Genomic DNA, 24,773 nt, shown 5'->3' with positions numbered 1-24,773 from the left:
GAGTATCACAGCGCCCACCGACAAGTCAGCTGGGCAGCACCGGGACGACGCGCTCGCCGGTCAGACCCGGCACCTCGCGCCAGAAGCGGTCGTTGCGAGCCGGATCGGCGGTCTGCAGCTGCAGCACGGCGCGGGAGTCGGCCACGTACTGGGTGGCGGGCGCGGCCGTCACCACCCGCACCGGCGGGGTCAGGTTCTGCGAGGTCACCGGGGAGAACTGGGAACCGTCGATGGAGACGGTGAAAACCGGGTCGACGTTGCCCTCGCGGGCCACCATGATCGTGTCGCCGGTGACCCAGCTCAGCGAGACCGCGCGAGTGCTCAACCCGAGCGCGAGCGGCAGCGGGGAGGTGAGCGCGTACTTGCCGTCGGGACGACGTTCGACCACCGCCACGTAGACCTTGCCGTCGGCGATCAGCGCGGCCCGCACGCCGGTGCGCGAGACCACCACCTCGCTGATCGGCGGCCGCGGCGCGCCCGTCCCCTCGAACAGGGCGGTGGTGTCGACGTCCTGGACCGAGACGTTGCCGGTGGCGCGGTCGGTGACCGCACGGATGACACGATCGCCGTCGAGCACCGTCCAGGCGGCGCCGCCGTCGGAGGTCCACGACGGCCGGGCGATGCTGGTGCCCTCGGCCACGGCGAAGGCCTTGGCGCCGTAGTTGCCGATCAGCAGGGTGCGGCCGGGTTCGGGTGCGGGCCTGCCGGTGTCGGCGACGGCGGCGACGAACTGGCCGTCGGCGGAGATGCCCACCGACTGCAGGTTGGTCGCCTCGCCGAAGGACCCGCTCGGGGTGACGATGCCGTCGGGGGTGACCTGCACCAGCGTGCCGTTGCGCAGCGCGTGCAGACCGATCCGGTTCTGGCCGGGGGCCGAGGCGCTGTACTGGTCGAGGTCGGCGACCGACCAGCCGGCCGCGTACCGGTCGTCGAGCGGTTTGCCGTCGGCGAGCAGCACGTACGGGCCGAGGATGTCGGCGCCGGCCAGCGTCATCACCACCTGGGCGGCGAGCAGTTCGCGTTCCTTCTGCCCGAGCTGGGCGACCCCGGTGAAGTCGATGCGCACGCCACCGATGCCGATGCCCACTTCGCCGGGCTCGTCCTTGGCCTTGACGATCGGGCCGCGCACGGCCACCGGTTGCGCGAGCTGATTGCGCACCACCGGCGCGATCGCCGACTGGGGCCCGGCGCCGAGCATGCCGATCAGCCGCTCGGTCAGCTGGGCGCGCGGCACCGAGATCCAGCGCGGATCGGGGACCAGCACGGAACTGCCCGGATCGACGTATTGCAGCACGTAGCGGCGGTAGGTCTTGTCGAACGCGGTGGAATCCATCACGACGCCGGGTGGCAGTTCGGTGATCCGCCACTCGCCGTCGATCTTGCTCATCTCGATCTTGTTCTCGAGCGTGCCCTCGACGGCCCGGTAGCTACCGTCGCCGCCCAGCTCGCCGACCTTGCGAGCGCGGATCACGTAGCTGGCCTTGTCGCCGGAGCGCGATTCCCGCAGGGTGTCGGGGCGATCGACGATGGTGATGCTCGCCTCGTCGTTCCATTCACCGGCGGTCTCGGGCGCCATGTACTGGCGGGCCGCGGCGTGCCGGTTGGCCGGATCGGCGCTGGCCGCGAGGAAGTCACCGACCAGCAGGTCGGGGTCGCGGCCCGAGGTCGGCGGCGGCGGTCCCTCCGAGGTGGGCGCGCGATTGATCGTGCCGAGTGCCTGGGGTGCCGAGGACTCCGGCAGGCTGGCGCACCCGCTCAGGACCAGCGCGCCGGCCAGCGCGGCCGCGACCAGCGCGGCGGCCCGCCGCCCCCAGCGCACACCCCGCACGTTCGTCATGACTGTCGGTCTCCGGTCTCGGTGGACATCGGCTGGTCCTCGGCGCCGGTGGTCTCGGCGCGCCCGTTCGACGCCGGGTGCGCGTCGGGCGGGTCCGTCCGGGCGTCCGAGGGGATCGGCCCGGTGCCGGTGGGCTCGGTCGGCATCACATCGGGGACCGCGGTGCCTGCCGGCTCGGTCTCGATCGCGCCCGCGGGCTCGGTCCTGATCTCCGCCCGGTCGCCGGAATCCGGTTCGGGATCGGCCTCGGGCAGGGCGGGGACCTTGCGCAGCATCGGTTCCAGGGCCAGCGGACTGGCCCCCAGTTTACGGCCGCGCACCATCGGCAGCAGCAGCCGGAAGCTGGCGCCGACGCCGGGATCACCCCACGCCTCGAGCCTGCCTTCGTGCAGGTTGGCGTCCTCGACGCTGATCGACAGGCCCAGACCGGTGCCGCCGGAGCGCCGCACCCGCGACGGGTCCGAGCGCCAGAACCGGTTGAAGACCAGCTTCTCCTCGCCCGGCCGCAGGCCGACGCCCTGATCGCGCACGACGGTCGCGACCGCGTTGGCCTCGGCGTCGCCGCGCATCCGGATCAGCACCGGCTTGCCCTCGCTGTGGTCGATCGCGTTGGCGAGCAGGTTGCGCAGCACGCGCTCGACCCGGCGCGGGTCGACCTCGGCGACGACCGGCTCCTCGGGCAGATCGATGACGACCTCCACGCCGGCTTCCTTGGCCAGATGCCGCACCGTGGAGATCGCCGCCCGCGCGCACATCCGCACGTCGAGCGATTCCACCTGCAGCTCGGCCACACCGGCATCGTGCCGGGAGATCTCGAGCAGGTCGTTGAGCAGGCCCTCGAACCGGTCCAGCTCGTTGACCAGCAGCTCGGAGCTGCGAGCCAGCGCCGGATCGAGATCGTCGCTGGAGCCGTGGATGAGGTCGGCGGCCATGCGCACCGTGGTGAGCGGGGTGCGCAGCTCGTGGCTGACGTCGGAGGTGAACCGGCGTTGCAGATTGCCGAATTCCTCCAGCTGGGTGATCTGGTTCGACAGGCTCTCGGCCATTTCGTTGAACGCCTGCGCCAGGCGGGCCATGTCGTCCTCGCCGCGCACCAGCATGCGTTCCTTGAGCCTGCCGTCGGCGAAGCGACCGGCGATCCGCGCCGCCGACCGGATCGGCAGCACCACCTGCCGGGTGACCAGCGCGGTGATCGCGGCGAGCAGCACCAGCAGCACCACGCCACCGATGAGCATCGTGCCGCGCATCAGCGACAGACTCGCTTCCTCGCTGGCCAGCGGGAAGATCAGATAGATCTCCAGGGTCGCGACCTCGGCGCTCGGGCTGCCGATGATCAGCGCGCGCCCGCGATAGCCGTCCGGGTCGGCGACGGTGGTGAACTGGTAGGAGACCTGGTTGCGCTGGACGAAGCGGCGCAGCTCCTGCGGCACCTCCGAGATGGGACCGGTGGTGAGTTCCTGCGGCGGCGTGCCGCCGACCATCGCCAGCGCGGAGTCGAAACTGCCCGCCGCGCCGCTGGACTGCCCGGTGCCGCCACGGCTGGACAGCGCGGCGCGGGCGTCGGCGAGCTGTTGCTGCTGACTGTTCGCGTCATGAACGCCGGAGAGCTTGCCCTCGATCGTGCTGCGGGCGCGATCCATCTCCTCGACGGCGGCGTTGATCTTGGCTTCGAGCAGCCGGTCGGTGATCTGACCGGTGAGCACGACACCGAGGATCGTGATCACGATGAGCGAGAGGGTCAGCGTGGACACGATGACACGCAGTTGCAGCGACCGGCGCCAGAGATGGCCCAGCGCGGTCCCGACAGCCTGGAACCAGGCCATGACCGGGGCCGCCCATCGCCGCAACTGCGTGACGAAGGTTTGCGCACGTCCGTCGTGCGCTGGAGGCGCTGACGCTGTACCGGCAGGTCGACCGTCGGTCACAGCGGCGCCTCACAGGTACCGATCACGGCGGTCCGGCCTTGTAGCCGACACCGCGGACGGTCAGGACGATCTCCGGGTTCTCCGGATCCTTCTCGACCTTGGCGCGTAGTCGCTGCACGTGCACGTTGACCAGGCGGGTATCGGCGGCGTGCCGGTAACCCCAGACCTGTTCGAGCAGCACCTCACGGGTGAACACCTGGCGCGGCTTGCGCGCGAGCGCGACCAGCAGGTCGAACTCCAGCGGGGTGAGCGAGATCTGCGCGCCGCCGCGGGTCACCTTGTGCGCGGGCACATCGATGACGATGTCGGCGATCGAGAGCAGCTCGGCGGGCTCGTCCTCGGTACGGCGCAGACGCGCGCGCACGCGGGCGACGAGTTCCTTCGGCTTGAACGGCTTGACGATGTAATCGTCGGCACCGGACTCCAGACCGAGCACCACGTCGACCGTGTCGGTCTTGGCGGTGAGCATCACGATCGGAACGCCGGAATCGGCCCGGAGCACGCGGCATACGTCGATGCCGTTCATCCCGGGCAGCATCAGGTCCAGCAACACCAGGTCGGGGCGGATCTCCCGCACCGCCGACAGGGCCTGCGTGCCGTCGCCGACCACGTGCGGGTCGAACCCTTCCCCGCGCAAGACGATGGTCAGCATCTCAGCGAGTGCCATATCGTCGTCGACGACCAGAATCTTGGGCTTCATAGTCCTATGTTGTCATCTCCCAGGCCAGGATCGGGCCGCCACGCCATTAATGGTGTGAACCCGTCGCGTATCCAACCTTATCCGGCAAAGATTTCCGAGCAGAGGGTGAGTAGGGCGGGCCCATCGTCATCGGATCGGTATGTCCACCAGCGACCGAACCAGTCGCGGTCGGCCAGCTCACGATAGACCTCCCCGGTACGGTGCTGTAGACCGCCGTCCCGCTCGTAGGCGTCCAGGGCCCTGGTGGTGTCGAGTTCACCACGGCGCCGGGCGCGTTCGGCCGCGACCTCGGTGGGAATGTCGATCAGGACGGTGAGGTCGGGCGTCGGCAGGGCCAGCCTGCCGAACTCCAGATCGCCCACCCAGGAGACGATTTCACCGTCGGCGTCCTGTTCGGCGCGAGCGGCGGAGTAGGCGGCGTTGGACGCCACCCAGCGGTCCAGGATGACGATGTCGTTGGCGTCCAACAGGTTCGACAGCTCCGCGCTCGCGTCGGCACGGTCCAGGGCGAACATGATCGCCATCGCGTTGATCGAGCCGGCGAGGTCGCCGTGCCCGCCGCGCAGGGCCTCCGCGGCCAGATCGGCGTGGACGGACCGGCCGTATTGCGGAAAGGCCAGGCTGCCCGCGCGCAGCCCCTTTCCGGACAATTCGTCGATCAACCCGTCGATCAGCGTCCGTTTACCGGCGCCGTCGAGGCCTTCCACCGCAATCAGCACGCCCATGAGCGGTGAGATTACCCGGCCGGAGGCGGCGAGCGCCGCATGCCCCACCCCGGAATCTCCGGCGGCCGCCGGACGCGGCGACGAGCCGGGCGCCGGACGGCCGTGTCTTCCGACGCGCCGGGACGACGGGGACCGGATTGCCCGTTTCACCTCGCGACACCAGTGTGAAGTGGTCTCATTCCAAAGTCCTCGGCGGATCGGCTCCGTCCGGGCTACCGGGGCGCACGTCAACCCCGCGCCCGCGCCGGGCCGCTCGACCCAGGAGTCATCATGCTCAACCGAACCGTTCTCCGTGCCGCCGTGGCCGCCGCCGCGCTCGGCATCGCCCTCGCCGGCTCCGGCGTCGCGACCGCCGCCGATCCCATCGGACGCGGCGAGCACGCGCGCAGCGGCTCGGCCGCCCTGCTCAGCGGCTCGGCCGAAGCCGGTTCCGCCGCCGCTGGCTCGGCGGCCGAACTCGCCGCCTGCGCGCTGCTGGAAGCGGTCATCCCGCTGCCGATCTGCCTGCTGCTGGTCTGACCGGGTACGGCACGGGCCTGCCACCAGAACTGCGGTCTGGTCCGTGCCGACTCCCCCGGCGAGGATTCCGCCATGCACAAGATCTTCCGCCTCACCGCCGCCACGCTGGCTCTCACCGCCGCCCTCGCCTGCGGCACCGCCTCCGCCCAGACCCCGGTCGCCACCCCCGACGCGGGCTCCTCGGCGGCCTTCAACTCGGTGATGTGCGCCCTGCTCGGCATCAGCAGCGAACACAACATCTTCTGCACCGGCGTGATCATCGGCTGACGAAGCCAGGCGCCCGGCCCGACCACCCTCCCCGAGGGCACTCGATGCTCGTTCGCACACCGACCACCTCGACCGCCGCGCTGGCCGCCCTCGCCCTGCTCGGCGCCGGCGCCGCGACAGCCGAATCCCCGGCACCGACCACGGTCGGCGCCGACATCGCCAGCGGCTCCGATGCCGTCCCCACGATCTGCAATACCGGGCCCGTCGGCTGACCCGCCCGGAACACGACAGTGGCCCGTCGACCGGTCGGTCGACGGGCCACTGTCGTGAGTATCAGTAGCGGTAGTGGTCCGGCTTGTACGGGCCTTCCACGTCCACGCCGATGTACTCGGCCTGATCCTTGGTGAGCTTGGTCAGCGTGCCGCCGAGGGCCTCGACGTGGATCCGCGCGACCTTCTCGTCGAGGTGCTTGGGCAGCCGGTAGACCTCGTTGTCATATTCCTGCGGCTTGGTCCACAGCTCGATCTGGGCGATGACCTGGTTGGAGAAGCTGTTCGACATCACGAACGACGGGTGGCCGGTCGCGTTGCCCAGGTTCAGCAGGCGGCCTTCCGAGAGCACGATGATCGACTTGCCCGAGTCGAAGGTCCACAGGTCGACCTGCGGCTTGATCTCGAGGCGGGTCGCACCCGAACGCTCCAGCGCGGCCATATCGATCTCGTTGTCGAAGTGACCGATGTTGCCGAGGATGGCCTGGTCCTTCATCGCCTTCATGTGCTCGAGGGTGATGATGTCCTTGTTGCCCGTCGAGGTGATGACGATGTCGGCGTTGCCGATCGCCTGCTCCACGGTGACCACGTCGTAGCCGTCCATCAGCGCCTGCAGGGCGTTGATCGGGTCGATCTCGGTGACCTGCACGCGCGCGCCCTGGCCGGCCAGCGACTCCGCGCACCCCTTGCCGACATCGCCGTAACCGCAGATCAGCACCTTCTTGCCACCGATGAGCACATCGGTGCCCCGGTTGATGCCGTCGATCAGCGAGTGGCGGGTGCCGTACTTGTTGTCGAACTTCGACTTGGTGACCGAGTCGTTGACGTTGATCGCCGGGAACACCAGCTCACCCGCGGCGGCGAACTGGTACAGCCGCAGCACGCCGGTGGTGGTCTCCTCGGTGACGCCCTTGACCGAGTCGGCGATGACACTCCACTTGGTCTTGTCGGCCTCGAGGCTCTCGCGCAGCAGGTTGAGGAACACCTTGTACTCGGCCGAGTGGTCGGCGTCCTCGGGCGGCACCACGCCGGACTTCTCGAACTGCGCGCCGCGCAGCACGAGCATGGTCGCGTCGCCACCGTCGTCGAGGATCATGTTCGCGGGCTCGTCCGGCCAGGTGAGCATCTGCTCGGCCGCCCACCAGTACTCCTCCAGCGTCTCGCCCTTCCAGGCGAAGACCGGGGTGCCCTTGGGCTCGTCGACGGTGCCGTTGGGCCCGACGACGATGGCCGCGGCCGCGTGGTCCTGGGTGGAGAAGATGTTGCACGACGCCCAGCGCACCTGTGCGCCGAGAGCGACGAGCGTTTCGATCAGGACGGCGGTCTGCACCGTCATGTGCAGCGATCCGGAGATGCGCGCGCCCGCGAGCGGCTGCACATCGTGGTATTCGCGGCGCAGAGCCATCAGGCCGGGCATCTCGTGCTCGGCGAGGCGGATCTCCTTGCGGCCGAATTCGGCCAGCGAGAGATCTGCCACCTTGTAATCGATGCCGTTGCGAACGTCAGCGGTCAGCTCGGTGCGCGCGGGAAGTTCTGAGGTCGTCATCAGCCTCTCCTGGTAGTCAGTACCGAGGCAAGGCTACCGCGTGTGGGCTCGCAGGTTTCCCGGTCCTCGACGGGCGGCGGTCAGGCCGCGGCGCGGTATCGGGCCAGCAAACGCCGCTCCTTGGGTGGGGCGACATTGGCCAGCGACAGGTCGCCGCCGTAGTGGGCGGCCACCTTGGGGTCCATCACCGCACGCCACAGCGGCGGGACGGCCGCCAGCAGCAGCATCGTGGCGTAGCCGGCGGGCAGCTGCGGCGACTCCTCGGTCGAACGCAGGGTCTGGTAGCGGCGGCCGGGGTTGGCGTGGTGGTCGCTGTGACGCTGCAGATGGAACAGGAAAATGTTGGTGACCAGGCGATCGCTGTTCCAGCTGTCGCGCGGGGAGCAGCGCTCCCAGCGGCCGTTGGGCTTGCGGGCCCGCAGCAGTCCGTAGTGCTCGACATAGTTGACGGCTTCCAGCAGCCCGAAGCCGATGACGGCCTGCAGGACCAGCCACGGCGCGATCGCGGGCCCGAAGGCCAGCAGCAGCGAACCGAACAGCACCGCGCTCATCGACCACGCCTGCAGGATGTTGTTCTTGGTGCTCCACCAGCCGCGCCCCTGCCTGGCCAGGCGCGCGCGCTCGAGCTGGATGGCCGACCGGAAGCCCCCGATCACGCTGCGCGGCAAGAACTCCCACAGCGACTCCCCCAGCCGGGCACTGGCCGGATCGTCGGGGGTGGCGACCCGGGCGTGATGGCCGCGATTGTGCTCGACGAAGAAGTGCCCGTACCCGGACTGGGCGAGCGCGATCTTCGACAGCAATCTTTCAGCACTCTCGACCCGGTGGCCCAGTTCGTGGGCGGCGTTGATGCCGATCCCGCTGACGAAGCCGACGGTGGCGGCCAGTCCGAGCTTGTCGATGACGTCGAGTTCGTCGCCCGCCCACATCGCGCAGGCGATCACCAGGCCGATCAGCTGAACCGGCAGGAACAGATAGGTGCACCACCGGTAGTACCGGTCGGCGGAGAGCGCCTCGTAGTCCTCGTCGCGCGGATTGTTGCCGTCCTCGCCGACGATCCAGTCCAGGACCGGAATGGCGATGAGCACGATCACGGGTCCGATCCACCAGAGCACTTCCGCCTTGGTGTGGTACACGAGTTGGGAAGGCAGCAGCGCCGACGCCGGAGCGATCAAGCCCAAGGCCCATAGATACCGTTTGGGATCACGAAATCCCCCCGGTTTGCCAACCGTTTGCACGCACGCTCCGCTGTAAAAAAACTAATCGCCGACCGATGTGAATACTGACAGACCGTAGGCGCGTTACACAGAGTCACGGCGCCAAACGTGGTGACGGTTACATGGTGGCGAATCAGAGCCGATCAAGCGCGGTCGTGATCGCCGTCACCGATCGGGGCCCGGACGCCGCGTACCTGCACGATCGCTTCGACGTACGGACTCAGCAGCGCGCTCATCTCGGCGGGCGCGTCCCGCTCCGGCACCGGCGGATTGGGGATGTAACTCAGCGCGATCCGCACCAGGGCGTGCGCGAGCACGTCGGCCTCCGCGTCGGTGGCGTCGACCCAGCTGCGCTGGAAGACCACGGCCAGCCGCGCGGTGGCGTGCTCGAGCAAGGGGCCCGCGTCGAGGGTGATCAGGCGCAGCAGGTCCGGCTTCATCTCCCCGGCCAGCAGCGAGCGCACCAGCGGGTCGGCCGCGGCCGCGAGGAAGAACCCGGTCATGCCGACCCGGATAGCGGCGCGGGCGTCGCCGACATTGTCGTCGAGCGCCTCGCGCACGTGGTCGACGAGCTCGTCGGCCAGCCGGAGCGCGTAGGCCTGGGACAGACCCGCGCGCGACCCGAACTCGTTGTAGAGCGTCTGCCTGCTGACCCCGGCGCGCGCCGCGACATCACCGAGCGTGATCTTGGACCAATCACGCTCGGTGAGCAGTTCGCGCATCCCGTCCAGAACGGAGGTGCGCAGCAGTTCCCGCGCGGCCTCCTGGTACGGGATGCGCGGTCCGGTGCGCGGCGTGCCCGCGACGCTCACGAACGTTCGATCTCGACCATGAAGAAATCGGACTTGGCCGCGCCGCAGTCGGGGCAGGTCCAGTTGTCCGGGATGTCCTCCCACTTGGTGCCGGGGGCGATGTTGTCATCGGGCCAGCCCTGCGCCTCGTCGTATTCGAACCCGCACTGCACACACTGGTAGAGCTTGTACTCGGTCACCGCGATACTCCTACCGCCTCGAAGTCGATCTTCTCCCGCACCCCGCAGTCCGGGCAGCACCAGTCGTCGGGAACCGACGCCCAGGGCGTGCCGGCCGGAAATCCCTCGCGCGGGGCTCCTTTCGTTTCGTCGTAGACATAATCACAGACCGGGCAGCGATACGCACTCATGCCTGGCCCTCCTGTCCGTACCGGGCGAGCACCCGCTCGCGACGCTTGGGTTCGATGTTGGCGCGGGTGACGTCGCCCGAGTAGTGCGCGAGCACGCGCTTGTCCATGACCTTGCGCCAGATCGGCGGGAAGTAGGCGATCAGGATCATGCTCGCGTAGCCGCTGGGCAGGTTCGGCGCACCGTCCCAACTGCGCAGCGTCTGATAGCGACGGGTGGGGTAGGCGTGGTGGTCGCTGTGCCGCTGCAGGTGGTACAGGAAGATGTTGGTGACGATGTGGTCGCTGTTCCAGCTGTGCTCGGGCGCGGGCCGCTCGTAGCGCCCGGTGGCCGTCTTCTGCCGGACCAGGCCGTAGTGCTCGAGGTAGTTCACCGACTCGAGCAGGCTGAAGCCGACGACGGCTTGCAGGATCAGATACGGCAGCACCTCGATGCCGAAGATCGCGATCAGGCCCAGCCACAGCACCACCGACATCGCCCAGGCGTTGAGCACGTCGTTGCGCAACGTCCACGGGCTCTTGCCCAGCCGATGCAGGCGTTCCTTCTCCAGGTGCCAGGCCGAGCGGAAGCTGCCCCACACGGTGCGCGGCCAGAACGCCCAGAACGTCTCGCCGATGCGGGCGCTGGCCGGGTCCTCCGGCGTCGCGACGCGGACGTGGTGGCCGCGGTTGTGCTCGATGTAGAAGTGGCCGTAGAACGACTGGGCCAGCGCGATGCGCGCGAGCCAGCGCTCCAGCTCGACCTTCTTGTGGCCGAGTTCGTGCGCGGTGTTGATGCCGATGCCGCCGATCATGCCGACGCTGATCGCGATGCCGATCTTGTCGACCACGTTCGCCCCGCCGGGGAAGCCGAGCCAGTGCAGGTTCGGCGCGGTGATGATGTAGCAGGCGAAGATCAGTGAGGCGTACTGGAACGGCAGGTACAGGTAGGTCAGGTACCGGTAGTACTTGTCGTTCTCCAGGTACTCCATCACCTCGTCGGGGGGATTGTCGCCGTCGGGACCGAAGAACAGGTCCGCGATCGGGATCACGATGTACACCAGCACCGGTCCGAGCCAGAACGGCACTTCGGCCAGGCGATGCCAGCCGAGCTGATTGAGGCCCCAGATCAGGGGGATCGCGATCGTGAACAATCCGGTCGGGGCGAACAGGCCCCACAACCAGAGATAGCGCTTGGAATCGCGCCACTGCGGGGGGGCCACCCGCTGTTCGGACGCGTTGGCATCTGTCGACATCGTCGTCTCCATCCTGCGACACAGCTCACATCTGTGATGTGCGTAACTCTCTGTCACAGACGATAGGTCCCGATGTGTCCGGCGTCTAGACAAATTTGCAGATTTGTAAAGCTGCAACAGTCGGATAACGGAACAGCGACCGCGCCCACCTGGGGCACGATCGCTGTCATCGCAGGTCAAAGACTGATTCAGAGCCCTAGACGCCCACCAGCAGAACATCGGCGCCGGCCGGTAGCCCGGACACCGGCCACCACCGCAGATCCGTCGATTCGGCACTGCGGACCGGCACCGCGCCCGGCGGGGCGACGATCTCGAACAGCAGGTCCAGATGCCGCGTCGGCACCCCGAGCGAACAGGTGATCGGGTGCGCCTGCGCGCCGTACAGTCCCGGCGTCAGCCGCAGGTCCGCGATGCCCGACTCCTCCACCGCCTCGCGCAGCGCGGCGTCGGCGACGGTCTCGTCACCGGGCTCGCAGTGCCCGCCGAGCTGGATCCAGCGACCCACCCGGGGATGCAGCGTCAGCAGGATCTCGCTGCGGTCGTGCGAGAGCACGATCGCCGAGGCCGTGATGTGGCCGGGCGCGTGCTCGCGCAGGCACCCACGCGGCGCCGAACCCAGGAACGCCAGCATCGCCTCGCGCAGCGATCGGTCCTGGCCGGACTCGGGCCGCCAGTCGGTCAGCAACTCGGTGGCCGAGGCGTGCAGGGACTCCGCGCTCACAGTTCGACCAGGCCCGCGCCCGGCGAGCCGACCGTACGCGGCGCGGGTTCGTCGAGCGGTACCCCGATCGCGATGGCGCCCAACGGCATCCAGTCCTCGTCCAAGCCGAGCACCTCGCGGACGAGTTCGGGCGCGAAGATCGTCGACCCGATCCAGCAGCTGCCAAGGCCGTCGGCGGCCAGCGCCACCAGCAGCCCCTGCACCGCGGCGCCGACCGCGACGGTGAACATCGTCTGCTCGGCGGCCTGGCGGCGGGCGTCGGGATAGTCGTGCGCGCCGTCGGGCACGCAGAACGGGATGATCACCTCGGGGGCGTCGAACAGGATGCGCCCCCGCGCGACCCGGCGCTCGACGCGCTCGGAATCGAGTCCGTCGGCGGTGAGGTCGGCCCGCCACCGCTCGGCCATGGCCTCGAGCAGCTGCGCGCGCAGCTTGGGCTTGCGCAGCCAGACGAAGCGCACCGGCCGGGTGTGGTGCGGCGCGGGCGCGGTGAGCCCGACCGCGACGGCGGCCCTGATCCGTTCCGGGTCGACCGGCTCGTCGGCGAAGGCCCGGACCGAACGCCGCAGCGGCACCGCCTCTTTGCGGCCCTTCTCGATCGCCTCGGCGGTGCCGAGCCAGAACAGGTCGTCGACGCCGCCGCGCAGCAGTGCCGCCGCGCTCGACCCGTCGTCGTCGGTCGCCAGACCGCGCACCACCGCGACCGGGACGCCGCCGAGCTTGCCCTTGACCAGATCGGCGGCGGCCGCGAGTTCGTCGGCCACGGCCACCTGGGTGACGTGCAGTTCGTTGCCCTGCCCGTCGACGGCGCCCGCGTAGTCGTGCAGCACGCGCAGCCCGGCCGCGCCGATCGCGGCGTCGATCTGGCCGTTGCGCCAGGCCCGGCCCATGGTGTCGGTGATGACCACGGCCACGTTCACCCCGAGCCGCTGCGCCAGCGCGGCGCGCAGCGCCTTGGCACTGCCATCGGGATCGGTGGGCAGCAGCACCAGTTCGCCCTCGGCCACGTTCGAGCCGTCGACGCCGGAGGCGGCCTGCACGATGCCGAGCCGGTTCTCGGTGATCAGGGTGCGGCCCTTGCGGGCGAGCACCCGCACCGCCTCCTCGTCGACCAGCTTGCGGCGCGCGGTGTCGCGCTCCTCGGGATCGGTCGGCGCGGCGACGATACGGCCCTCGGCCTTGGAGACGATCTTGCTGGTGACCACGACGATGTCGCCATCGGCCAGCCACGGCGCCTGTGCGGCAAGGTGTTCGGCGAGGTCGTCGCCGGGCCGGAACTCCGGCAGGCCGGTCACCGGCAGGATCCGCAGCTCGTCGGCCGCGTGGTCGGGCAGCACGCTCACGGCTGCGTCCTCTCGGCCCGCTCGGGCGCCCTCCGTGGTTACGCGGGCTGCCTCCTCCGGGCGCTGACCGATCATGCCGGGACTCCTGCCAGTTCCAGTGCGGCGCGGGCCATTTCGGCCGTGGCCTCGGGGTCGGTCATCAGCAGCGGCACGCTGCGGACCTCGACGCCGGGGACCTCGGCGGTGTCGGTGGAGTGCACCAGCCAGCCGTCGAGGATGCCGGTGGCCGAGCGGGCGCCGTAGTGCCGCCCGATCGCCTCGGCGGTGGATTCCACGCCGATCACCGTCAGGCACTCATCGGCCATGCCGCGCAACGGCTTTCCGTCGATCACCGGCGAGAGGCCGATGACCTTGGCCGCGGTGGTGCGCAACGCGCCCCGGATACCGGGCACGGCGAGGATCGCGCCGATGCTCACGACGGGGTTCGACGGGGCCAGCAACACGGCGTCGGCGGAGGCTATGATTTCGGTCACATCGGGGGCCGGGGAGGCTTGTTCGGCGCCGATCGAGGCAAAGGAATGAGTCGGGAGCGCCGCGCGGTACCGCACCCACCATTCCTGGAAGTGGATCGCGCGACGTTCGCCGGCGTTGTCGGGATCGCTGACGACGACGTGGGTTTCACAGCGATCGTCGGTTGCCGGGATCAGGCGCACGCCCGGCTGCCACCGATTGCACAGCGCTTCGGTGACCGCGGACAGCGGATATCCGGCGCGCAGCATCTCGGTGCGGATGAGGTGGGTGGCGATGTCACGATCGCCCAGGCCGAACCAATCGGGCTGGGCGTTGTAGGCGGCCAGCTCCTCTTTCGCGTGCCAGGTCTCGTTCGCGTGGCCCCACCCGCGCTCGGTGTCGATGCCGCCACCGAGGGTGTACATGCAGGTGTCGAGGTCGGGACAGATGCGAAGCCCGTGCATCCAGACGTCGTCGCCGACGTTGACGATGGCGGAGATGTCGGCGACGGGCAGCAGCTGCCTGACGCCTTGCAGGAACCGTGCACCGCCGACGCCGCCGACCAGAACGGCGATCTTGGGCTCGCGCACCGCGTGTTGTGCAGTCACAGGGTCACAGCCTATGCGGTGGCGGTTGCCGATTGATTTCGCGGCGAATTCCAGCAAAGTTGCTGGTCATTTGCCACAGCACATAACAAGATCAAAACGAAAGGCGGGTGCGGAGTGTAACGGAAGGGTGACGGCGGGTTGACCACCGGCGAGTGCGGCGTGTCTAATCACAGACATGTCATTCCGGTCACCGCGAGAAGGCATAGCGCGGGGGCGTTTGCGAGAGGGTGTTGGCTCGCCGGAAGACAGGTTCGGGGAAGCCCGCGAGACTACGTCGCGGTGTTCGGCCGCCGGGGTTCGTGTTGGCCCGGCGGAAAGAATCATTCTGCGCTAACACATAGTGAGGAGGCGGAACGATGACCGAAAACATGGTCTCGCCGACCGATTCCACAGCAGGCGCAGCTCACGCTGTCTGCGCCGACACGAGCTGGCCGGAACCGGACGTGGTAAGCGAAGTCGCGGCTCCCCGGCTGAGTCTGGTCGTCACGGGCTTCGACGAAATGTTCGAGTCCATCGAAGAGCAGTGGCAGGAGCGCGCGCTGTGCGCTCAGACCGACCCCGAGGCGTTCTTCCCCGAGAAGGGCGGCTCGACCCGTGAGGCCAAGCGCATCTGCCTGGGCTGTGAAGTACGCGATCAGTGCCTGGAATACGCACTGGCGCACGACGAGCGTTTCGGTATCTGGGGCGGTCTCTCGGAACGAGAGCGTCGCAGGCTGAAGCGCGGAATCGGTTAAGAGAATGTTCGAAAGTAGACTCTGAGGCTCCAGCCCGGAGCACGCAGGCGCAGTACGTCGGTGCTTCGGGCGCACGCCCAGTAGTCGCGCCGTCCCCAGGCTCGACGGGCACGACCCGGTGCACGCGAGAAAGGTGGACGACTCCCATGGCACGTTCCCGCCGTCATACCCCGGCGCCCACCGCACGCTCGGTCACCCGCCGCGGCCGCGGTGTCCGTGGCCCCATGCTCCCGCCCACCGTTCCCGCGTGGCGCACGAGGGGCCAGAAATTCGACCGGCTGGTGCTCGAGGCCTTCGCCCCGCTGGACACCCGCTGGCACGATCGCCTCACCAAACTCGACATCGCCGTCGACGACGTACCGAAAATCCGTCCGCTGCACCCTGATTCGGTCACCTGGCCGGACGAGGTGGTGGCCGACGGACCGGTCCCGCTGTCGCGGCTGATCCCCGCGGGCGTCGACCGGCACGGCGCGGCCACCCGCGCCAGGGTGGTGCTGTTCCGCAAGCCGCTGGAACTGCGCGCCGCCGATCCCGACGATCTCGTGGAACTGCTGCGCGAGGTCCTCGTCCAGCAGATCGCGACCTATCTCGGTGTCGACCCGGACCTGATCGATCCCGAGCCCGAATAACGACCCGCCGACAACGGGACGTATCACCGCGTGTCCGTATCCACTTTTGCGGGCCGGAGGGCTAATCTCGACGTCGTGATCCCCATGCGTCGTTGCTGCCGACCCGGCTGCAAGAACCCGGCTGTAGCGACGCTGACGTATGTGTACTCCGACTCGACCGCCGTCGTCGGACCGCTGGCCACCGTCGCCGAACCGCATTCCTGGGATCTGTGCGAAACCCACGCCTGCCGCATCACCGCGCCCAAGGGCTGGGAGCTGGTCCGCCACGAAGGCGGATTCTCCTCGAGCACACCCGACGACGACGATCTGACCGCGCTGGCCGAGGCCGTGCGCGAAGCGGGCCTGCGCCGTCGCCCCGCCGACGCCGACCAGCCCGGCTACCGGGACAGCGCGCCCCCGCCGTCGCGGACCACCCGCACCGGCCGCCGCGGCCACCTGCGCGTCCTGCCCGATCCGTAGGCCTCGGCAACCCACTCATCGCTCGAGGATCCGGACAACTCACCGACCACGTCCCAGTCCGTCCGTCATCACGCAGGACCTGTCGCGAACCGTCGCGCTACCGGACCTGTACGGCCTCAGTCGCGGAGAGGCGGATAGGGTGAGACTCATGACGACTGTCGCGCGCTCTGGCGAACTCGTGAACGCCGTGATCAAGGCTTATGACGTCCGCGGGGTGGTGGGCGAACAGATCGATGCGGGATTCGTCAGGGATGTGGGCGCGTCCTTCGCCCGGCTGATGCGCGCCGAGGGCGCGACCCGGGTCGTGATCGGCCACGACATGCGCGAGTCCTCCCCCGAGCTGTCGGCGGCCTTCGCCGAGGGCGTGCGGGCCCAGGGCCTCGATGTGGTGCACATCGGCCTGGCCTCGACCGACCAGCTCTACTTCGCCTCGGGCAAGCTGAGCTGCCCCGGCGCCATGTTCACCGCCAGCCACAATCCGGCCCGCTACAACGGCATCAAGCTGTGCCGCGCGAACGCGCTGCCGGTCGGCCAGGACACCGGGCTGGCCACCATCTCGGCCGAGATCATCACCGGGGTCCCCGCCTTCGACGGCGCGCCCGGCACCGCCACCACCACCGATCTGCTCGCCGACTACGCGAGCTTCCTGCGCGAGCTGGTGAACCTCGACGACATCCGCCCGCTGACCATCGCGGTCGACGCGGGCAACGGCATGGGCGGCCACACCGTGCCCGCCGTGCTCGGCACACTCGGCCCGGTCACCATCGTGCCGCTGTACTTCGAACTCGACGGCTCGTTCCCCAACCACGAGGCCAACCCGCTGGACCCGAAGAACCTGGTCGACCTGCAGGAGCTGGTGCGCCGCAGCGGCGCCGACATCGGCCTGGCCTTCGACGGCGACGCCGACCGCTGCTTCGTCGTCGACGAGCGCGGCGAGCCGGTCTCCCCGTCCGCGATCACCGCGCTGGTCGCCCAGCGCGAGCTCGCCAAGGAGCCGGGCGCGACGATCATCCACAACCTGATCACCTCGCGGGCGGTGCCCGAGCTGGTCGAGGAGCTGGGTGGCAAGCCGGTGCGCACCCGCGTGGGGCACTCGTTCATCAAGCAGGAGATGGCCTCGGAGGGCGCGGTCTTCGGCGGCGAGCACTCCGCGCACTACTACTTCCGCGATTTCTGGGGCGCCGATTCGGGCATGCTGGCCGCGCTGCACGTGCTGGCCGCGCTGGGCGAGGGTCAGCGTCCGGTCTCGGAGCTGATGGCCGCCTACGACGTCTACGCGGCCTCCGGCGAGATCAACTCGACCGTGGCCGACGCCGCCGAGCGCACCGCCGCGGTGCTCGCCGCGTTCGCCGATCGGACCGTCTCGGTGGACCGCCTCGACGGCGTCACCGTCGACCTGGGCGAGCACGCCTGGTTCAATCTGCGCGCCTCCAATACCGAACCGCTGCTTCGACTCAACGTCGAAGCCGGATCGCAGGCCGAAGTAAACGCACTCGTGACCGAGATCCTGAGCATCGTTCGCGCCTGACTGGGAAAATGAAACCAGTACCGGTGGAATCAGACGTCGGGAGCACGGCGTCGGACGAGGCAAACGGCTCCGTTCGACACCGAGATCCCGAGCATCGTTCGCGCCTGACTGGGAAAATGAAACCAGTACCGGTGCTGACTGGAATAGTGGAATCACAGACCTGGTATTCGCCGACGGCTCGCCGGCAGACGACACAGCGCGATGAGGGGAGGTGGGATCGGCGATGATCGCTGGCACACCCGTATTCGACCTCGACGATGCCGCGTCGCTGGAGGCGGCCGACACCGGTGGCGCCTTGCGTTCGGCGGCTTCGGGCGGCGCGCAGGTGCGCGCCACGGCCGCGGCGGTCGCCGAGGCCTCGCTCACCGAACGCCTCGCCGAACTGCGTCCGCGCAGCCTGGTCCTCGTGTCCGGCTCGGGCCGGGCCACCCGCGCCGCCGGCCTGCTGGTCGCCGGCCTCGGTGACCGGGCCGGGCTGCCGATCGTGCCCGTCACCGCGCTGCCGCCGTGGGTCGGTCCGCTCGACGTGGTGCTGGTGGCAGGCGACGACGCGGGCGATCCGCGCCTGATCGATGCCGTGGACCGCGCGCTGCGGCGCAGTGCCGAGGTCATCGTGGCCGCGCCCAACGAGGGTCCGCTGCGCGCGGTCGCCGCCGGTCGCGCGATCGTGCTCGAACCGCGCGTGCCCGTGCTCGACCACAACCGGCTGCTGCGGTTCCTCGCCGTCGGCATCGCGGTGCTGCGCGGGGTCGACGCCCAGCGCAGCGTGCCCGCCACGCCCGACCTGACCGAGCTGGCCGACATGCTCGACGCCGAGGCGCTGCGCGACGGCCCGCACAACGAGGTCTTCCACAATCCGGCCAAGACGCTGGCCGCGCGGATGCACGGCGTCGGCGTGGTTCTCGCCGGCGACTCCCCCGCGGCGGTCGAACTGGCCGGGCACGGCGCCGAGGTGCTGCTGCAGTCGGCGGGCAAGCTCGCCGCGGCCGCCGACCTGGCCGACGCGGTCGCCGCCGTCGGACGACTGGCCGAGGCGGCGGGCGGTGCCGCACCGGGCTTCGATCCGCTGTTCCACGACGAGGAGCTCGACGGTCCGGCCCCGGTCGACCGGGTGCGGGTGCTCGCGCTGAGCGTGCATCCCGATCAGGCCGCCGCGCGGCGCAAGCTCGCGGTGTTCGACGGCGTGGGCGGCGGGCTCGTCGACGCCGACCTGGTGCACGCCGACGTCGACGTGCTGCAGACCCAGCTGGCCGAGCCGGGCTCCGCCCCGACCACGGACAGCGGCGCCGCCACCTCCGCCGCAGGGGGCGGACACGGCAGCGAGATCGAGCAGCTGGCGGTGCTGGCCTTGCGCCTGGACATGGCCGCTGCCTATCTCCGGTTGACGGGTGCGCGCGGCCCGGCCGCGCCCGACCCGGACCCATACCACGACGGGGGACGCTACTAGTGCAGGAACTCGTTGGTGCGCTGCGTTCCTACGCCTGGGGATCGCGCACCGCGCTCGCTCAGCTGTGCGGTCGGCCGGTGCCGTCGGCGCATCCGGAGGCCGAACTGTGGTTCGGCGCCCATCCCGCCGACCCGGCCCATGTGAAAGCCGCCGGTGGCACCCGCTCGTTGCTCGAGGTCGTCGCCGCCGATCCGGCGCGCGAACTCGGCGCCGTCGCCGACACCTTCGGCACCCGGCTGCCGTTCCTGCTGAAGATCCTGGCCGCCGAGGAACCGCTGTCGCTGCAGGCGCACCCCAGTTCGGCGCAGGCCAGGGCGGGCTTCGAACGGGAGAACCGCACCGGGGTGCCGCTGGATTCGCCCATGCGCAACTACCGCGACGACAGCCACAAGCCGGAACTCGTTGTGGCGCTGGGCCGGTTCGAGGCGCTGGCCGGTTTCCGCGACCCGCGCCGCACCGTCGACCTGCTGCGCGCGCTCGACGTGCCCGGCCTCAACGTCTACGCCGAACTGCTTGCCGCCCAGCCCGATTCGGCCGGGCTGCGCACGCTGTTCACCACCTGGATCACGCTGCCCGCCGCGGCGCTGTCGGCGCTGCTGCCCGCGGTGCTCGAGGGCTGCGTGCGCTACCTGTCCGGCAAGGGCGATCGCGCCTTCACCGCCGAGGTGCGCACCGCCCTGGAGCTGGCCGAGGTCTACCCCGGTGACGCGGGCGTGCTGGCGGCGCTGCTGCTGAACCGGTTGACGCTGGAGCCCGGCCAGGCCCTCTACCTCGACGCCGGCAACCTGCACGCCTACCTGCGTGGCGTCGGCGTGGAGATCATGGCCAACTCCGACAACGTGTTGCGCGGTGGCCTCACCCCCAAGCACGTCGATGTGCCGGAGCTGTTGCGGGTGCTCGACTTCGAGCCGATCGACCTGCCGGTGATCGAACCGGAGCCCGCTGCCGACGGCGGCGTGCGGTACCGCACGCCCGCCCCGGAGTTCGCGCTGTGCCGGTTCGATCTGTCCGCCGACGCCGAACCGGTCGCGCTCGCCGACGCCGGTCCAGGCATCGTGCTGTGCACCGAGGGCACCGTCGAGCTCTCCCAGAACGGGCGCACGCTCACCGTCGCCTGCGGCAGCGCGGCGTGGATCTCCGCGGCCGACACCGAGATCAAGGCCAGGGCGATCGGTGGGTCGGCGCAGCTGTTCAGCGCCTGCGTCGGCGCCGAGAACTGACGCCGAAGCGTACATTTCACGCCCCTCCCTCTAGGCTGTTGCGGGCACGAGCGTGTACAGCGGAGAGAAGGGCGGGCCGGGTATGTCGGCTGGTGGTGGCAAGAAGGCGATCGTCGCCGCGTTGACGGCCAACGCGGGAATCGCGGTGTCGAAGTTCGTCGGCGCCGTGATCACCGGATCGGCGTCGATGATGGCCGAGGCGGTGCACTCGGTCGCCGATACGGCCAACCAGGGTCTGCTGCTGTTCGGTCAGCGCGCGGCCGCCAAGGACGCCGACGAGTTGCACCAGTTCGGCTACGGACGCAACCGCTACTTCTACTCCTTCGTCGTGGCCCTGGTGCTGTTCACCCTCGGCTCGGTGTACGCGATCTACGAGGGCATCCACAAGATCCAGCATCCGGAGGAGCTGAGCCAGCCGATCGTCGCGATCGTCATCCTCGGCATCGCGATCGGTCTGGAGACCTTCAGTTTCATCACCGCTGTCCGCGAGTCCCGGCCGCTCAAGGGCGAGGCGAGCTGGTGGCGGTTCATCCGCAACTCGCGCAGCCCCGAGCTGCCGGTGGTGCTGCTCGAGGACACCGGCGCGCTCATCGGCCTGGTGATCGCCTTCGGCGCGGTCGGCCTGACCATGGTCACCGACGATCCGATCTTCGACGGCATCGGCACCCTGGCCATCGGTGTGCTGCTCGGCGTCATCGCCGTCGTGCTGATCGTGGAGATGAAGAGCCTGCTGATCGGTGAGGGCGCGACCCCGGAGCAGGACGACGCCATCCGCGCCAACCTGGTCGACGGCGCGAAGATCACCTCGGTGATCCACCTCAAGAGCGAGTACCTGGGCCCGGAGGAGATGCTGGTCGCCGCCAAGGTCGCGATCGCGCCGGACCTCGACATCGCCGACATCGCCGAGGCCATCGACGCGGCCGAGGTGCGGGTGCGGGCCGCGGTGCCCACCGCCCGGCTGATCTACCTGGAGCCCGATCTGTACCGGACCCAGTCCGTCTGATCCGTCCGGCTCACCGAATCGCCGTCGTCCCGTCCGGGTCGGCGGCGATTCGCGTCGGCCGACACGGCGGCCGCACAGGGCGGGCCGTCCCGGTCTGTGCGGGTACCGTTCGGTGCCATGGCCGGTGAAGGTGGAGAGAGCAAGATCGCGATCATCGCCGCGCTGGCGGCGAACGCGGGCATCATGACCGCGAAGTTCATCGGCGCGTTCATCACCGGCTCGTCGTCGATGCTCGCCGAGGCCGTGCACTCGGTCGCCGACACCGCCAACGAGGCATTGCTGCTGGTCGGGCAGCATCGGGCCGGACGGGTTCCCGACACGCTGCACCCCTTCGGGTATTCGCGCAACCGGTACTTCTATTCGTTCGTCGTCGCGCTGGTGCTGTTCACCATGGGCTCGCTGTTCGCGGTGAACGAGGCGATCCACAAGATCGCGTCCCCGCACGGGATCGAGTCGCCGTCGGTCGCGATCGTGATCCTGCTGGTGTCGATGGTGCTCGAGGGCTTCAGTTTCCGCACCGCGCGCAAGCAGTCCGCGCCGTTGAAGGGCGAGCGCAGCTGGTGGCATTTCATCCGCACCACCCGCAATCCCGAGCTGCCGGTGGTGCTGCTCGAGGACATGGGCGCGCTGATCGGCCTGGTGTTCGCGCTGGCCGGGGTGGGCCTGACGGTGCTCACCGGCAACGGGGTGTGGGACGGCATCGGCACCCTGTTGATCGGGCTGCTGCTCGGTGTGAACGCGATCGTGCTGATCATCGAGACCAAGAGTCTGCTCATCGGGGAGGGCGCCACGGCCAAGGAGGACACCGCGATTCGCGCGGCCCTGCTCGCCGACCCTCGCATCGTGCGGGTCATCCGGATCCAGACCCAGTACCTCGGTCCAGAGGATCTGCTGGTCAACGCGAAGATCGCGATGCAACCCGGGCTCGACATCAGCCAGGTCGGCGAGGCCATCGACGCCGCCGACTACCGCATCCGCGTGGCCGCGCCCCACTCCTGCACCGTCTACCTGGAACCCGACGTCGTCAAGACCGAATCGGCGGGCGCCACACCCTGATTCAGTGGTAGGCGGGCGCCGCGCCGCGCAGCAGCTCCAGCGGCTCGGTGACGATGCCGAAGCGGGTGCGCAACAGATGCCCGGCGGCGTGCAAGCCGGGCATGCCGTGTACGCCGGGACCGGGCGGGGTCGACGACGAGCACAGGTAGGTGCCGGGGATCGGGGTGGCGTAGGGGTTCCAGCGGGCCAGGGGGCGGAAGGCGGTCTGGCGCACGGTCATCGCGCCCGCCGAGATGTCCCCGCCGACGTAGTTGGCGTTGTGGGCGGGCATGAAGGCCGCCGGCGTCACGTGTTTCGCGAGGATCAGGTCACGGAAGCCGGGCGCGAAGCGTTCGACCTGGGCGATCACCGCCTCGCTGATGTCGCGGTCGGAACCGTTGGGCACGTGGGCGTAGGTGTAGAAGGTGTGCTTGCCCGCCGGGGCCCTGGTCGTGTCGACGACCCCGGGCTGGATCGCCAGCACATAGGGCCGCTCCGCGAATTCGCCCGCCGCGATCCGGCGTTCGGCGCGCATCGCCTCGTCGCGGGTGCCCACCAGATGCAGGGTGCCTGCCAGCTCGCAGCCGGGCGCGGTCCACGGCACCGGGCCCGACAGCGCGAAGTCGACCTTGCAGGCGGCCCCGCCGTAACGGAATCGGCCCAGGCGTTCGCGGTAGCGCGCGGGCAGGCGGTCACCGGCGATGCGCAGGAGTTCGGCGGGCGAGGTGTCGAACAGGACGGCGCGGGCCCGCGCCAGCTCGGCGAAGTCGTCGACCCGGTGCCCGGTGACGACCTCGCCGCCGAGCCGTTCCAGCTCGGCGATCAGCGCGTTCGGGATGGCCTGGCTGCCGCCGCGCGGAATCACCCAGCCGCCCGCGTGCGCCAGGGTGCCGAGCAGCAGGGCGGCGCCGACCGCGGGCAGGGCGCGCGGCTGGGTGATCGCGTGGGTGGCGACGCCGGTCAGCAGCGCGGGCGCGACCTCGTCGTGGAAGCGGTTGTTCCACAGGGGTGATCCCTGTTCGAGCAGCCGCAGGCCGAAGCGGACGGCGGTGGGAATTCGCAGCGGCGGGTGCCGCAGATCCGACATCGCCAGGTCGACCACGTCGGGCCAGTGCTCGACGAGCGGCCCGAACAGCGCGCGCCAGGCGGGGCCGTCGCGGCCGAGGTCGGCGACCGTGGATTCGAGGTTGCGCCAGGCCGATCCGGCGATGCCGCCGTCGAGCGGATGCGCGTAGGAGATCGTCGGGGTCAGCAGCTCGACACCGTGTGCGGGCAGATCGAACGCGCGAAAGAAGGGCGAGGCCAACGCCATCGGATGCGCGCCGGCGCAGAGGTCGTGGTGGAAACCGGGCAGGGTGAGTTCGGCGGTGCGTGACCCGCCGCCCGGCTGATCCTGGGCCTCGAGCACCCGCACCGAGAGGCCGGCGCGCGCCGCGATCACCGCCGCGGCCAAGCCGTTCGGGCCCGACCCGACTACTACGACCTCAGCCATCCGTCGTCCCTTCGCCTTCGGTCGCCCCGGGCGACCTGCGTCGTTGTCTCCAACCTACGCGGCGTGGGGACCGTCGCCGACGAGTCGTCGGTCACCCGGCCGGGCCCGTGCGGTTACCCGAACGCGGCCCAGCTCTCGACCAGCAGGGCGATCCGCCGTTCGCGCAGTTCCGGGCGCAGCCTGTCGCTGCGTTCCAGCGTCGCGAGGCCGTGCAGCCCGGCCCAGGCCACCTCGGTGCGCGCGCCGAGTTCGTCACCCTCGGCGCCGGCGCTGAACATGGCCTCGAGGCCGGCGAAGGCGGCGCGCAGCGGCTGTGGCGCGTCCAGGCCGAAGTTCAGATCGGTGGTGAGCACGAAGATCGCGTCGTAGCGGGCCGGGTTGGCGGTGGCGAAGTCGAGGTAGGCGCGGGCGACCCTGTCGAACACCTCGGTGCGGGTCGTCGCGCTCTCCCGCGCCAGGCGCATCTCCTCGGCCAGCTCGACACAGCCTTGCAGCGCGACGGCCCCGACGATGGCGGCCTTGTTCGCGAAGTGGCTGTAGAGCACCGGCTGGCTGTACTCGATGCGCTCGGCCAGTTTGCGGATGGTGACCGCGTCCCAGCCCTCGGCTTCGGCCAGCTCGCGAGCGGTGTCGACGATCTGCTGCTGGCGTTGGGCGCGTTCACGTTCCTTGCGGGTCTGGGTGCTCATGCTCGAAATTCTAGCAACGCTAGACAAGATAGCGAGACTCGCGTTATCGTTCTCCTATCACCTAGCAGCGCTAGATT

26 protein-coding genes are annotated in these 24,773 nt (G+C 69.8%); 11 read left to right on the top strand and 15 right to left on the bottom strand.

The annotated features are described in order from the left end of the window. Window positions 1-25: 25 nt before the first annotated feature. The 4 genes from lpqB to ATM97_RS15010 form a co-directional block, all read right to left on the bottom strand. Window positions 26-1,837 (bottom strand): MtrAB system accessory lipoprotein LpqB, encoded by a 1,812-nt coding sequence (lpqB, locus tag ATM97_RS15025; RefSeq protein WP_218718634.1) that lies wholly within the window; start codon window positions 1,835-1,837, stop codon window positions 26-28. Then, window positions 1,834-3,660, bottom strand: a complete 1,827-nt coding sequence (gene mtrB / locus ATM97_RS15020) for an MtrAB system histidine kinase MtrB (RefSeq protein ID WP_218718633.1) — start codon at window positions 3,658-3,660, stop codon at window positions 1,834-1,836. Before mtrB ends, lpqB begins: the two co-directional genes overlap by 4 nt. A 124-nt stretch (window positions 3,661-3,784) precedes the next feature. After that, complete coding sequence (gene mtrA, locus ATM97_RS15015; protein ID WP_019048752.1) at window positions 3,785-4,462, bottom strand: MtrAB system response regulator MtrA; 678 nt, start codon at window positions 4,460-4,462, stop codon at window positions 3,785-3,787. A gap of 77 nt (window positions 4,463-4,539) precedes the next feature. Then, window positions 4,540-5,187 (bottom strand): dTMP kinase, encoded by a 648-nt coding sequence (locus ATM97_RS15010; RefSeq protein WP_218718683.1) that lies wholly within the window; start codon window positions 5,185-5,187, stop codon window positions 4,540-4,542. Between the two features lie 270 nt (window positions 5,188-5,457). Between ATM97_RS15010 and ATM97_RS15005 the strand changes: the two genes are divergently transcribed. The 3 genes from ATM97_RS15005 to ATM97_RS14995 all read left to right on the top strand — a co-directional run bounded on the left by ATM97_RS15005 (window position 5,458) and on the right by ATM97_RS14995 (window position 6,185). After that, on the top strand, window positions 5,458-5,706 hold the full coding sequence (locus ATM97_RS15005) for a hypothetical protein (RefSeq protein WP_218718632.1): 249 nt from the start codon (window positions 5,458-5,460) through the stop codon (window positions 5,704-5,706). A gap of 72 nt (window positions 5,707-5,778) precedes the next feature. Next, window positions 5,779-5,973 carry a hypothetical protein gene (locus tag ATM97_RS15000; RefSeq protein ID WP_218718631.1) on the top strand — a complete coding sequence of 65 codons (195 nt, stop codon included), beginning with the start codon at window positions 5,779-5,781 and terminating at the stop codon, window positions 5,971-5,973. A gap of 44 nt (window positions 5,974-6,017) precedes the next feature. Next, on the top strand, window positions 6,018-6,185 hold the full coding sequence (locus ATM97_RS14995) for a hypothetical protein (protein WP_218718630.1): 168 nt from the start codon (window positions 6,018-6,020) through the stop codon (window positions 6,183-6,185). A 61-nt stretch (window positions 6,186-6,246) separates the two neighbouring features. On the opposite strand, the gene ahcY is transcribed toward ATM97_RS14995, so the two are convergent. The 9 genes from ahcY to cofD all read right to left on the bottom strand — a co-directional run bounded on the left by ahcY (window position 6,247) and on the right by cofD (window position 14,460). After that, a complete protein-coding gene (ahcY, locus tag ATM97_RS14990) occupies window positions 6,247-7,728 on the bottom strand; it encodes an adenosylhomocysteinase (RefSeq protein WP_218718629.1) in 1,482 nt (493 codons plus the stop codon). An 80-nt stretch (window positions 7,729-7,808) separates the two neighbouring features. Further along, entirely contained in the window at window positions 7,809-8,909 is a 1,101-nt protein-coding gene (locus ATM97_RS14985) for an alkane 1-monooxygenase (protein WP_308248483.1), read from the bottom strand. Between the two features lie 179 nt (window positions 8,910-9,088). Further along, entirely contained in the window at window positions 9,089-9,757 is a 669-nt protein-coding gene (locus ATM97_RS14980) for a TetR family transcriptional regulator (RefSeq protein WP_308248482.1), read from the bottom strand. Beyond that, entirely contained in the window at window positions 9,754-9,936 is a 183-nt protein-coding gene (locus tag ATM97_RS14975; protein ID WP_189026616.1) for a rubredoxin, read from the bottom strand. The genes ATM97_RS14980 and ATM97_RS14975 overlap by 4 nt, the downstream gene beginning before the upstream one ends. Continuing rightward, complete coding sequence (locus ATM97_RS14970; RefSeq protein ID WP_218718627.1) at window positions 9,933-10,106, bottom strand: rubredoxin; 174 nt, start codon at window positions 10,104-10,106, stop codon at window positions 9,933-9,935. The genes ATM97_RS14975 and ATM97_RS14970 overlap by 4 nt, the downstream gene beginning before the upstream one ends. Then, complete coding sequence (locus ATM97_RS14965) at window positions 10,103-11,338, bottom strand: alkane 1-monooxygenase (protein ID WP_218718626.1); 1,236 nt, start codon at window positions 11,336-11,338, stop codon at window positions 10,103-10,105. Before ATM97_RS14965 ends, ATM97_RS14970 begins: the two co-directional genes overlap by 4 nt. A 196-nt stretch (window positions 11,339-11,534) precedes the next feature. Beyond that, on the bottom strand, window positions 11,535-12,059 hold the full coding sequence (locus tag ATM97_RS14960) for an NUDIX hydrolase (RefSeq protein ID WP_218718625.1): 525 nt from the start codon (window positions 12,057-12,059) through the stop codon (window positions 11,535-11,537). Continuing rightward, a complete protein-coding gene (locus ATM97_RS14955; protein WP_218718624.1) occupies window positions 12,056-13,402 on the bottom strand; it encodes a coenzyme F420-0:L-glutamate ligase in 1,347 nt (448 codons plus the stop codon). The genes ATM97_RS14960 and ATM97_RS14955 overlap by 4 nt, the downstream gene beginning before the upstream one ends. 71 nt (window positions 13,403-13,473) lie before the next feature. Then, window positions 13,474-14,460 carry a 2-phospho-L-lactate transferase gene (gene cofD, locus ATM97_RS14950; RefSeq protein WP_308248481.1) on the bottom strand — a complete coding sequence of 329 codons (987 nt, stop codon included), beginning with the start codon at window positions 14,458-14,460 and terminating at the stop codon, window positions 13,474-13,476. A 500-nt stretch (window positions 14,461-14,960) separates the two neighbouring features. Between cofD and ATM97_RS14945 the strand changes: the two genes are divergently transcribed. From ATM97_RS14945 to ATM97_RS14910, 8 genes are all read left to right on the top strand, one after another. Next, window positions 14,961-15,194 (top strand): WhiB family transcriptional regulator, encoded by a 234-nt coding sequence (locus ATM97_RS14945; RefSeq protein ID WP_133733920.1) that lies wholly within the window; start codon window positions 14,961-14,963, stop codon window positions 15,192-15,194. Between the two features lie 146 nt (window positions 15,195-15,340). Next, window positions 15,341-15,823, top strand: a complete 483-nt coding sequence (locus ATM97_RS14940) for a metallopeptidase family protein (protein ID WP_218718623.1) — start codon at window positions 15,341-15,343, stop codon at window positions 15,821-15,823. Window positions 15,824-15,907: 84 nt separating this feature from the next. Beyond that, window positions 15,908-16,282, top strand: a complete 375-nt coding sequence (locus ATM97_RS14935; RefSeq protein WP_255587790.1) for a DUF3499 domain-containing protein — start codon at window positions 15,908-15,910, stop codon at window positions 16,280-16,282. A gap of 148 nt (window positions 16,283-16,430) precedes the next feature. Beyond that, window positions 16,431-17,810 (top strand): phosphomannomutase/phosphoglucomutase, encoded by a 1,380-nt coding sequence (locus tag ATM97_RS14930; protein ID WP_218718621.1) that lies wholly within the window; start codon window positions 16,431-16,433, stop codon window positions 17,808-17,810. Window positions 17,811-18,033: 223 nt separating this feature from the next. Then, complete coding sequence (locus ATM97_RS14925) at window positions 18,034-19,257, top strand: tobH protein (RefSeq protein WP_218718620.1); 1,224 nt, start codon at window positions 18,034-18,036, stop codon at window positions 19,255-19,257. Further along, window positions 19,257-20,477: a mannose-6-phosphate isomerase, class I gene (gene manA, locus ATM97_RS14920; RefSeq protein WP_218718619.1), complete on the top strand. Its 1,221-nt coding sequence runs from the start codon at window positions 19,257-19,259 to the stop codon at window positions 20,475-20,477. The genes ATM97_RS14925 and manA overlap by 1 nt, the downstream gene beginning before the upstream one ends. Before the next feature lie 82 nt (window positions 20,478-20,559). After that, window positions 20,560-21,480, top strand: coding sequence for a cation diffusion facilitator family transporter (locus ATM97_RS14915; protein WP_218718618.1), 921 nt, complete (start codon window positions 20,560-20,562; stop codon window positions 21,478-21,480). A 117-nt stretch (window positions 21,481-21,597) separates the two neighbouring features. After that, window positions 21,598-22,536, top strand: a complete 939-nt coding sequence (locus ATM97_RS14910) for a cation diffusion facilitator family transporter (RefSeq protein ID WP_218718617.1) — start codon at window positions 21,598-21,600, stop codon at window positions 22,534-22,536. A gap of 1 nt (window position 22,537) precedes the next feature. Here the strand turns inward: ATM97_RS14910 and ATM97_RS14905 are convergent, their stop codons facing one another. Together ATM97_RS14905 and ATM97_RS14900 are read right to left on the bottom strand one after the other, a co-directional pair. Next, a complete protein-coding gene (locus tag ATM97_RS14905) occupies window positions 22,538-24,007 on the bottom strand; it encodes an NAD(P)/FAD-dependent oxidoreductase (RefSeq protein WP_218718616.1) in 1,470 nt (489 codons plus the stop codon). A 113-nt stretch (window positions 24,008-24,120) separates the two neighbouring features. Further along, a complete protein-coding gene (locus tag ATM97_RS14900; RefSeq protein WP_218718615.1) occupies window positions 24,121-24,696 on the bottom strand; it encodes a TetR/AcrR family transcriptional regulator in 576 nt (191 codons plus the stop codon). Window positions 24,697-24,773: the final 77 nt, after the last annotated feature.

The organism is Nocardia sp. MH4 (assembly GCF_019266065.1).
GTDB classification, from domain to species: domain Bacteria; phylum Actinomycetota; class Actinomycetes; order Mycobacteriales; family Mycobacteriaceae; genus Nocardia; species Nocardia canadensis.
This window is presented reverse-complemented; position numbering and strand designations above follow the sequence as displayed.

Bases quoted from the DNA above. Each gene is read 5' to 3' on its own strand.
- ATM97_RS14945 (WP_133733920.1), top strand. From the start codon at position 14,961: ATGTTCGAGTCCATCGAAGAGCAGTGGCAGGAGCGCGCGCTGTGCGCT.
- ATM97_RS14940 (WP_218718623.1), top strand. From the start codon at position 15,341: ATGGCACGTTCCCGCCGTCATACCCCGGCGCCCACCGCACGCTCGGTC.
- ATM97_RS15005 (WP_218718632.1), top strand. From the start codon at position 5,458: ATGCTCAACCGAACCGTTCTCCGTGCCGCCGTGGCCGCCGCCGCGCTC.
- ATM97_RS14995 (WP_218718630.1), top strand. From the start codon at position 6,018: ATGCTCGTTCGCACACCGACCACCTCGACCGCCGCGCTGGCCGCCCTC.
- ATM97_RS14965 (WP_218718626.1), bottom strand. From the start codon at position 11,338: ATGTCGACAGATGCCAACGCGTCCGAACAGCGGGTGGCCCCCCCGCAG.
- ATM97_RS14905 (WP_218718616.1), bottom strand. From the start codon at position 24,007: ATGGCTGAGGTCGTAGTAGTCGGGTCGGGCCCGAACGGCTTGGCCGCG.
- ATM97_RS15000 (WP_218718631.1), top strand. From the start codon at position 5,779: ATGCACAAGATCTTCCGCCTCACCGCCGCCACGCTGGCTCTCACCGCC.
- ahcY (WP_218718629.1), bottom strand. From the start codon at position 7,728: ATGACGACCTCAGAACTTCCCGCGCGCACCGAGCTGACCGCTGACGTT.
- mtrB (WP_218718633.1), bottom strand. From the start codon at position 3,660: ATGGCCTGGTTCCAGGCTGTCGGGACCGCGCTGGGCCATCTCTGGCGC.
- ATM97_RS14915 (WP_218718618.1), top strand. From the start codon at position 20,560: ATGTCGGCTGGTGGTGGCAAGAAGGCGATCGTCGCCGCGTTGACGGCC.
- lpqB (WP_218718634.1), bottom strand. From the start codon at position 1,837: ATGACGAACGTGCGGGGTGTGCGCTGGGGGCGGCGGGCCGCCGCGCTG.
- ATM97_RS14930 (WP_218718621.1), top strand. From the start codon at position 16,431: ATGACGACTGTCGCGCGCTCTGGCGAACTCGTGAACGCCGTGATCAAG.
- ATM97_RS14970 (WP_218718627.1), bottom strand. From the start codon at position 10,106: ATGAGTGCGTATCGCTGCCCGGTCTGTGATTATGTCTACGACGAAACG.
- ATM97_RS14935 (WP_255587790.1), top strand. From the start codon at position 15,908: ATGCGTCGTTGCTGCCGACCCGGCTGCAAGAACCCGGCTGTAGCGACG.
- ATM97_RS14910 (WP_218718617.1), top strand. From the start codon at position 21,598: ATGGCCGGTGAAGGTGGAGAGAGCAAGATCGCGATCATCGCCGCGCTG.
- ATM97_RS15010 (WP_218718683.1), bottom strand. From the start codon at position 5,187: ATGGGCGTGCTGATTGCGGTGGAAGGCCTCGACGGCGCCGGTAAACGG.
- ATM97_RS14900 (WP_218718615.1), bottom strand. From the start codon at position 24,696: ATGAGCACCCAGACCCGCAAGGAACGTGAACGCGCCCAACGCCAGCAG.
- mtrA (WP_019048752.1), bottom strand. From the start codon at position 4,462: ATGAAGCCCAAGATTCTGGTCGTCGACGACGATATGGCACTCGCTGAG.
- ATM97_RS14925 (WP_218718620.1), top strand. From the start codon at position 18,034: ATGATCGCTGGCACACCCGTATTCGACCTCGACGATGCCGCGTCGCTG.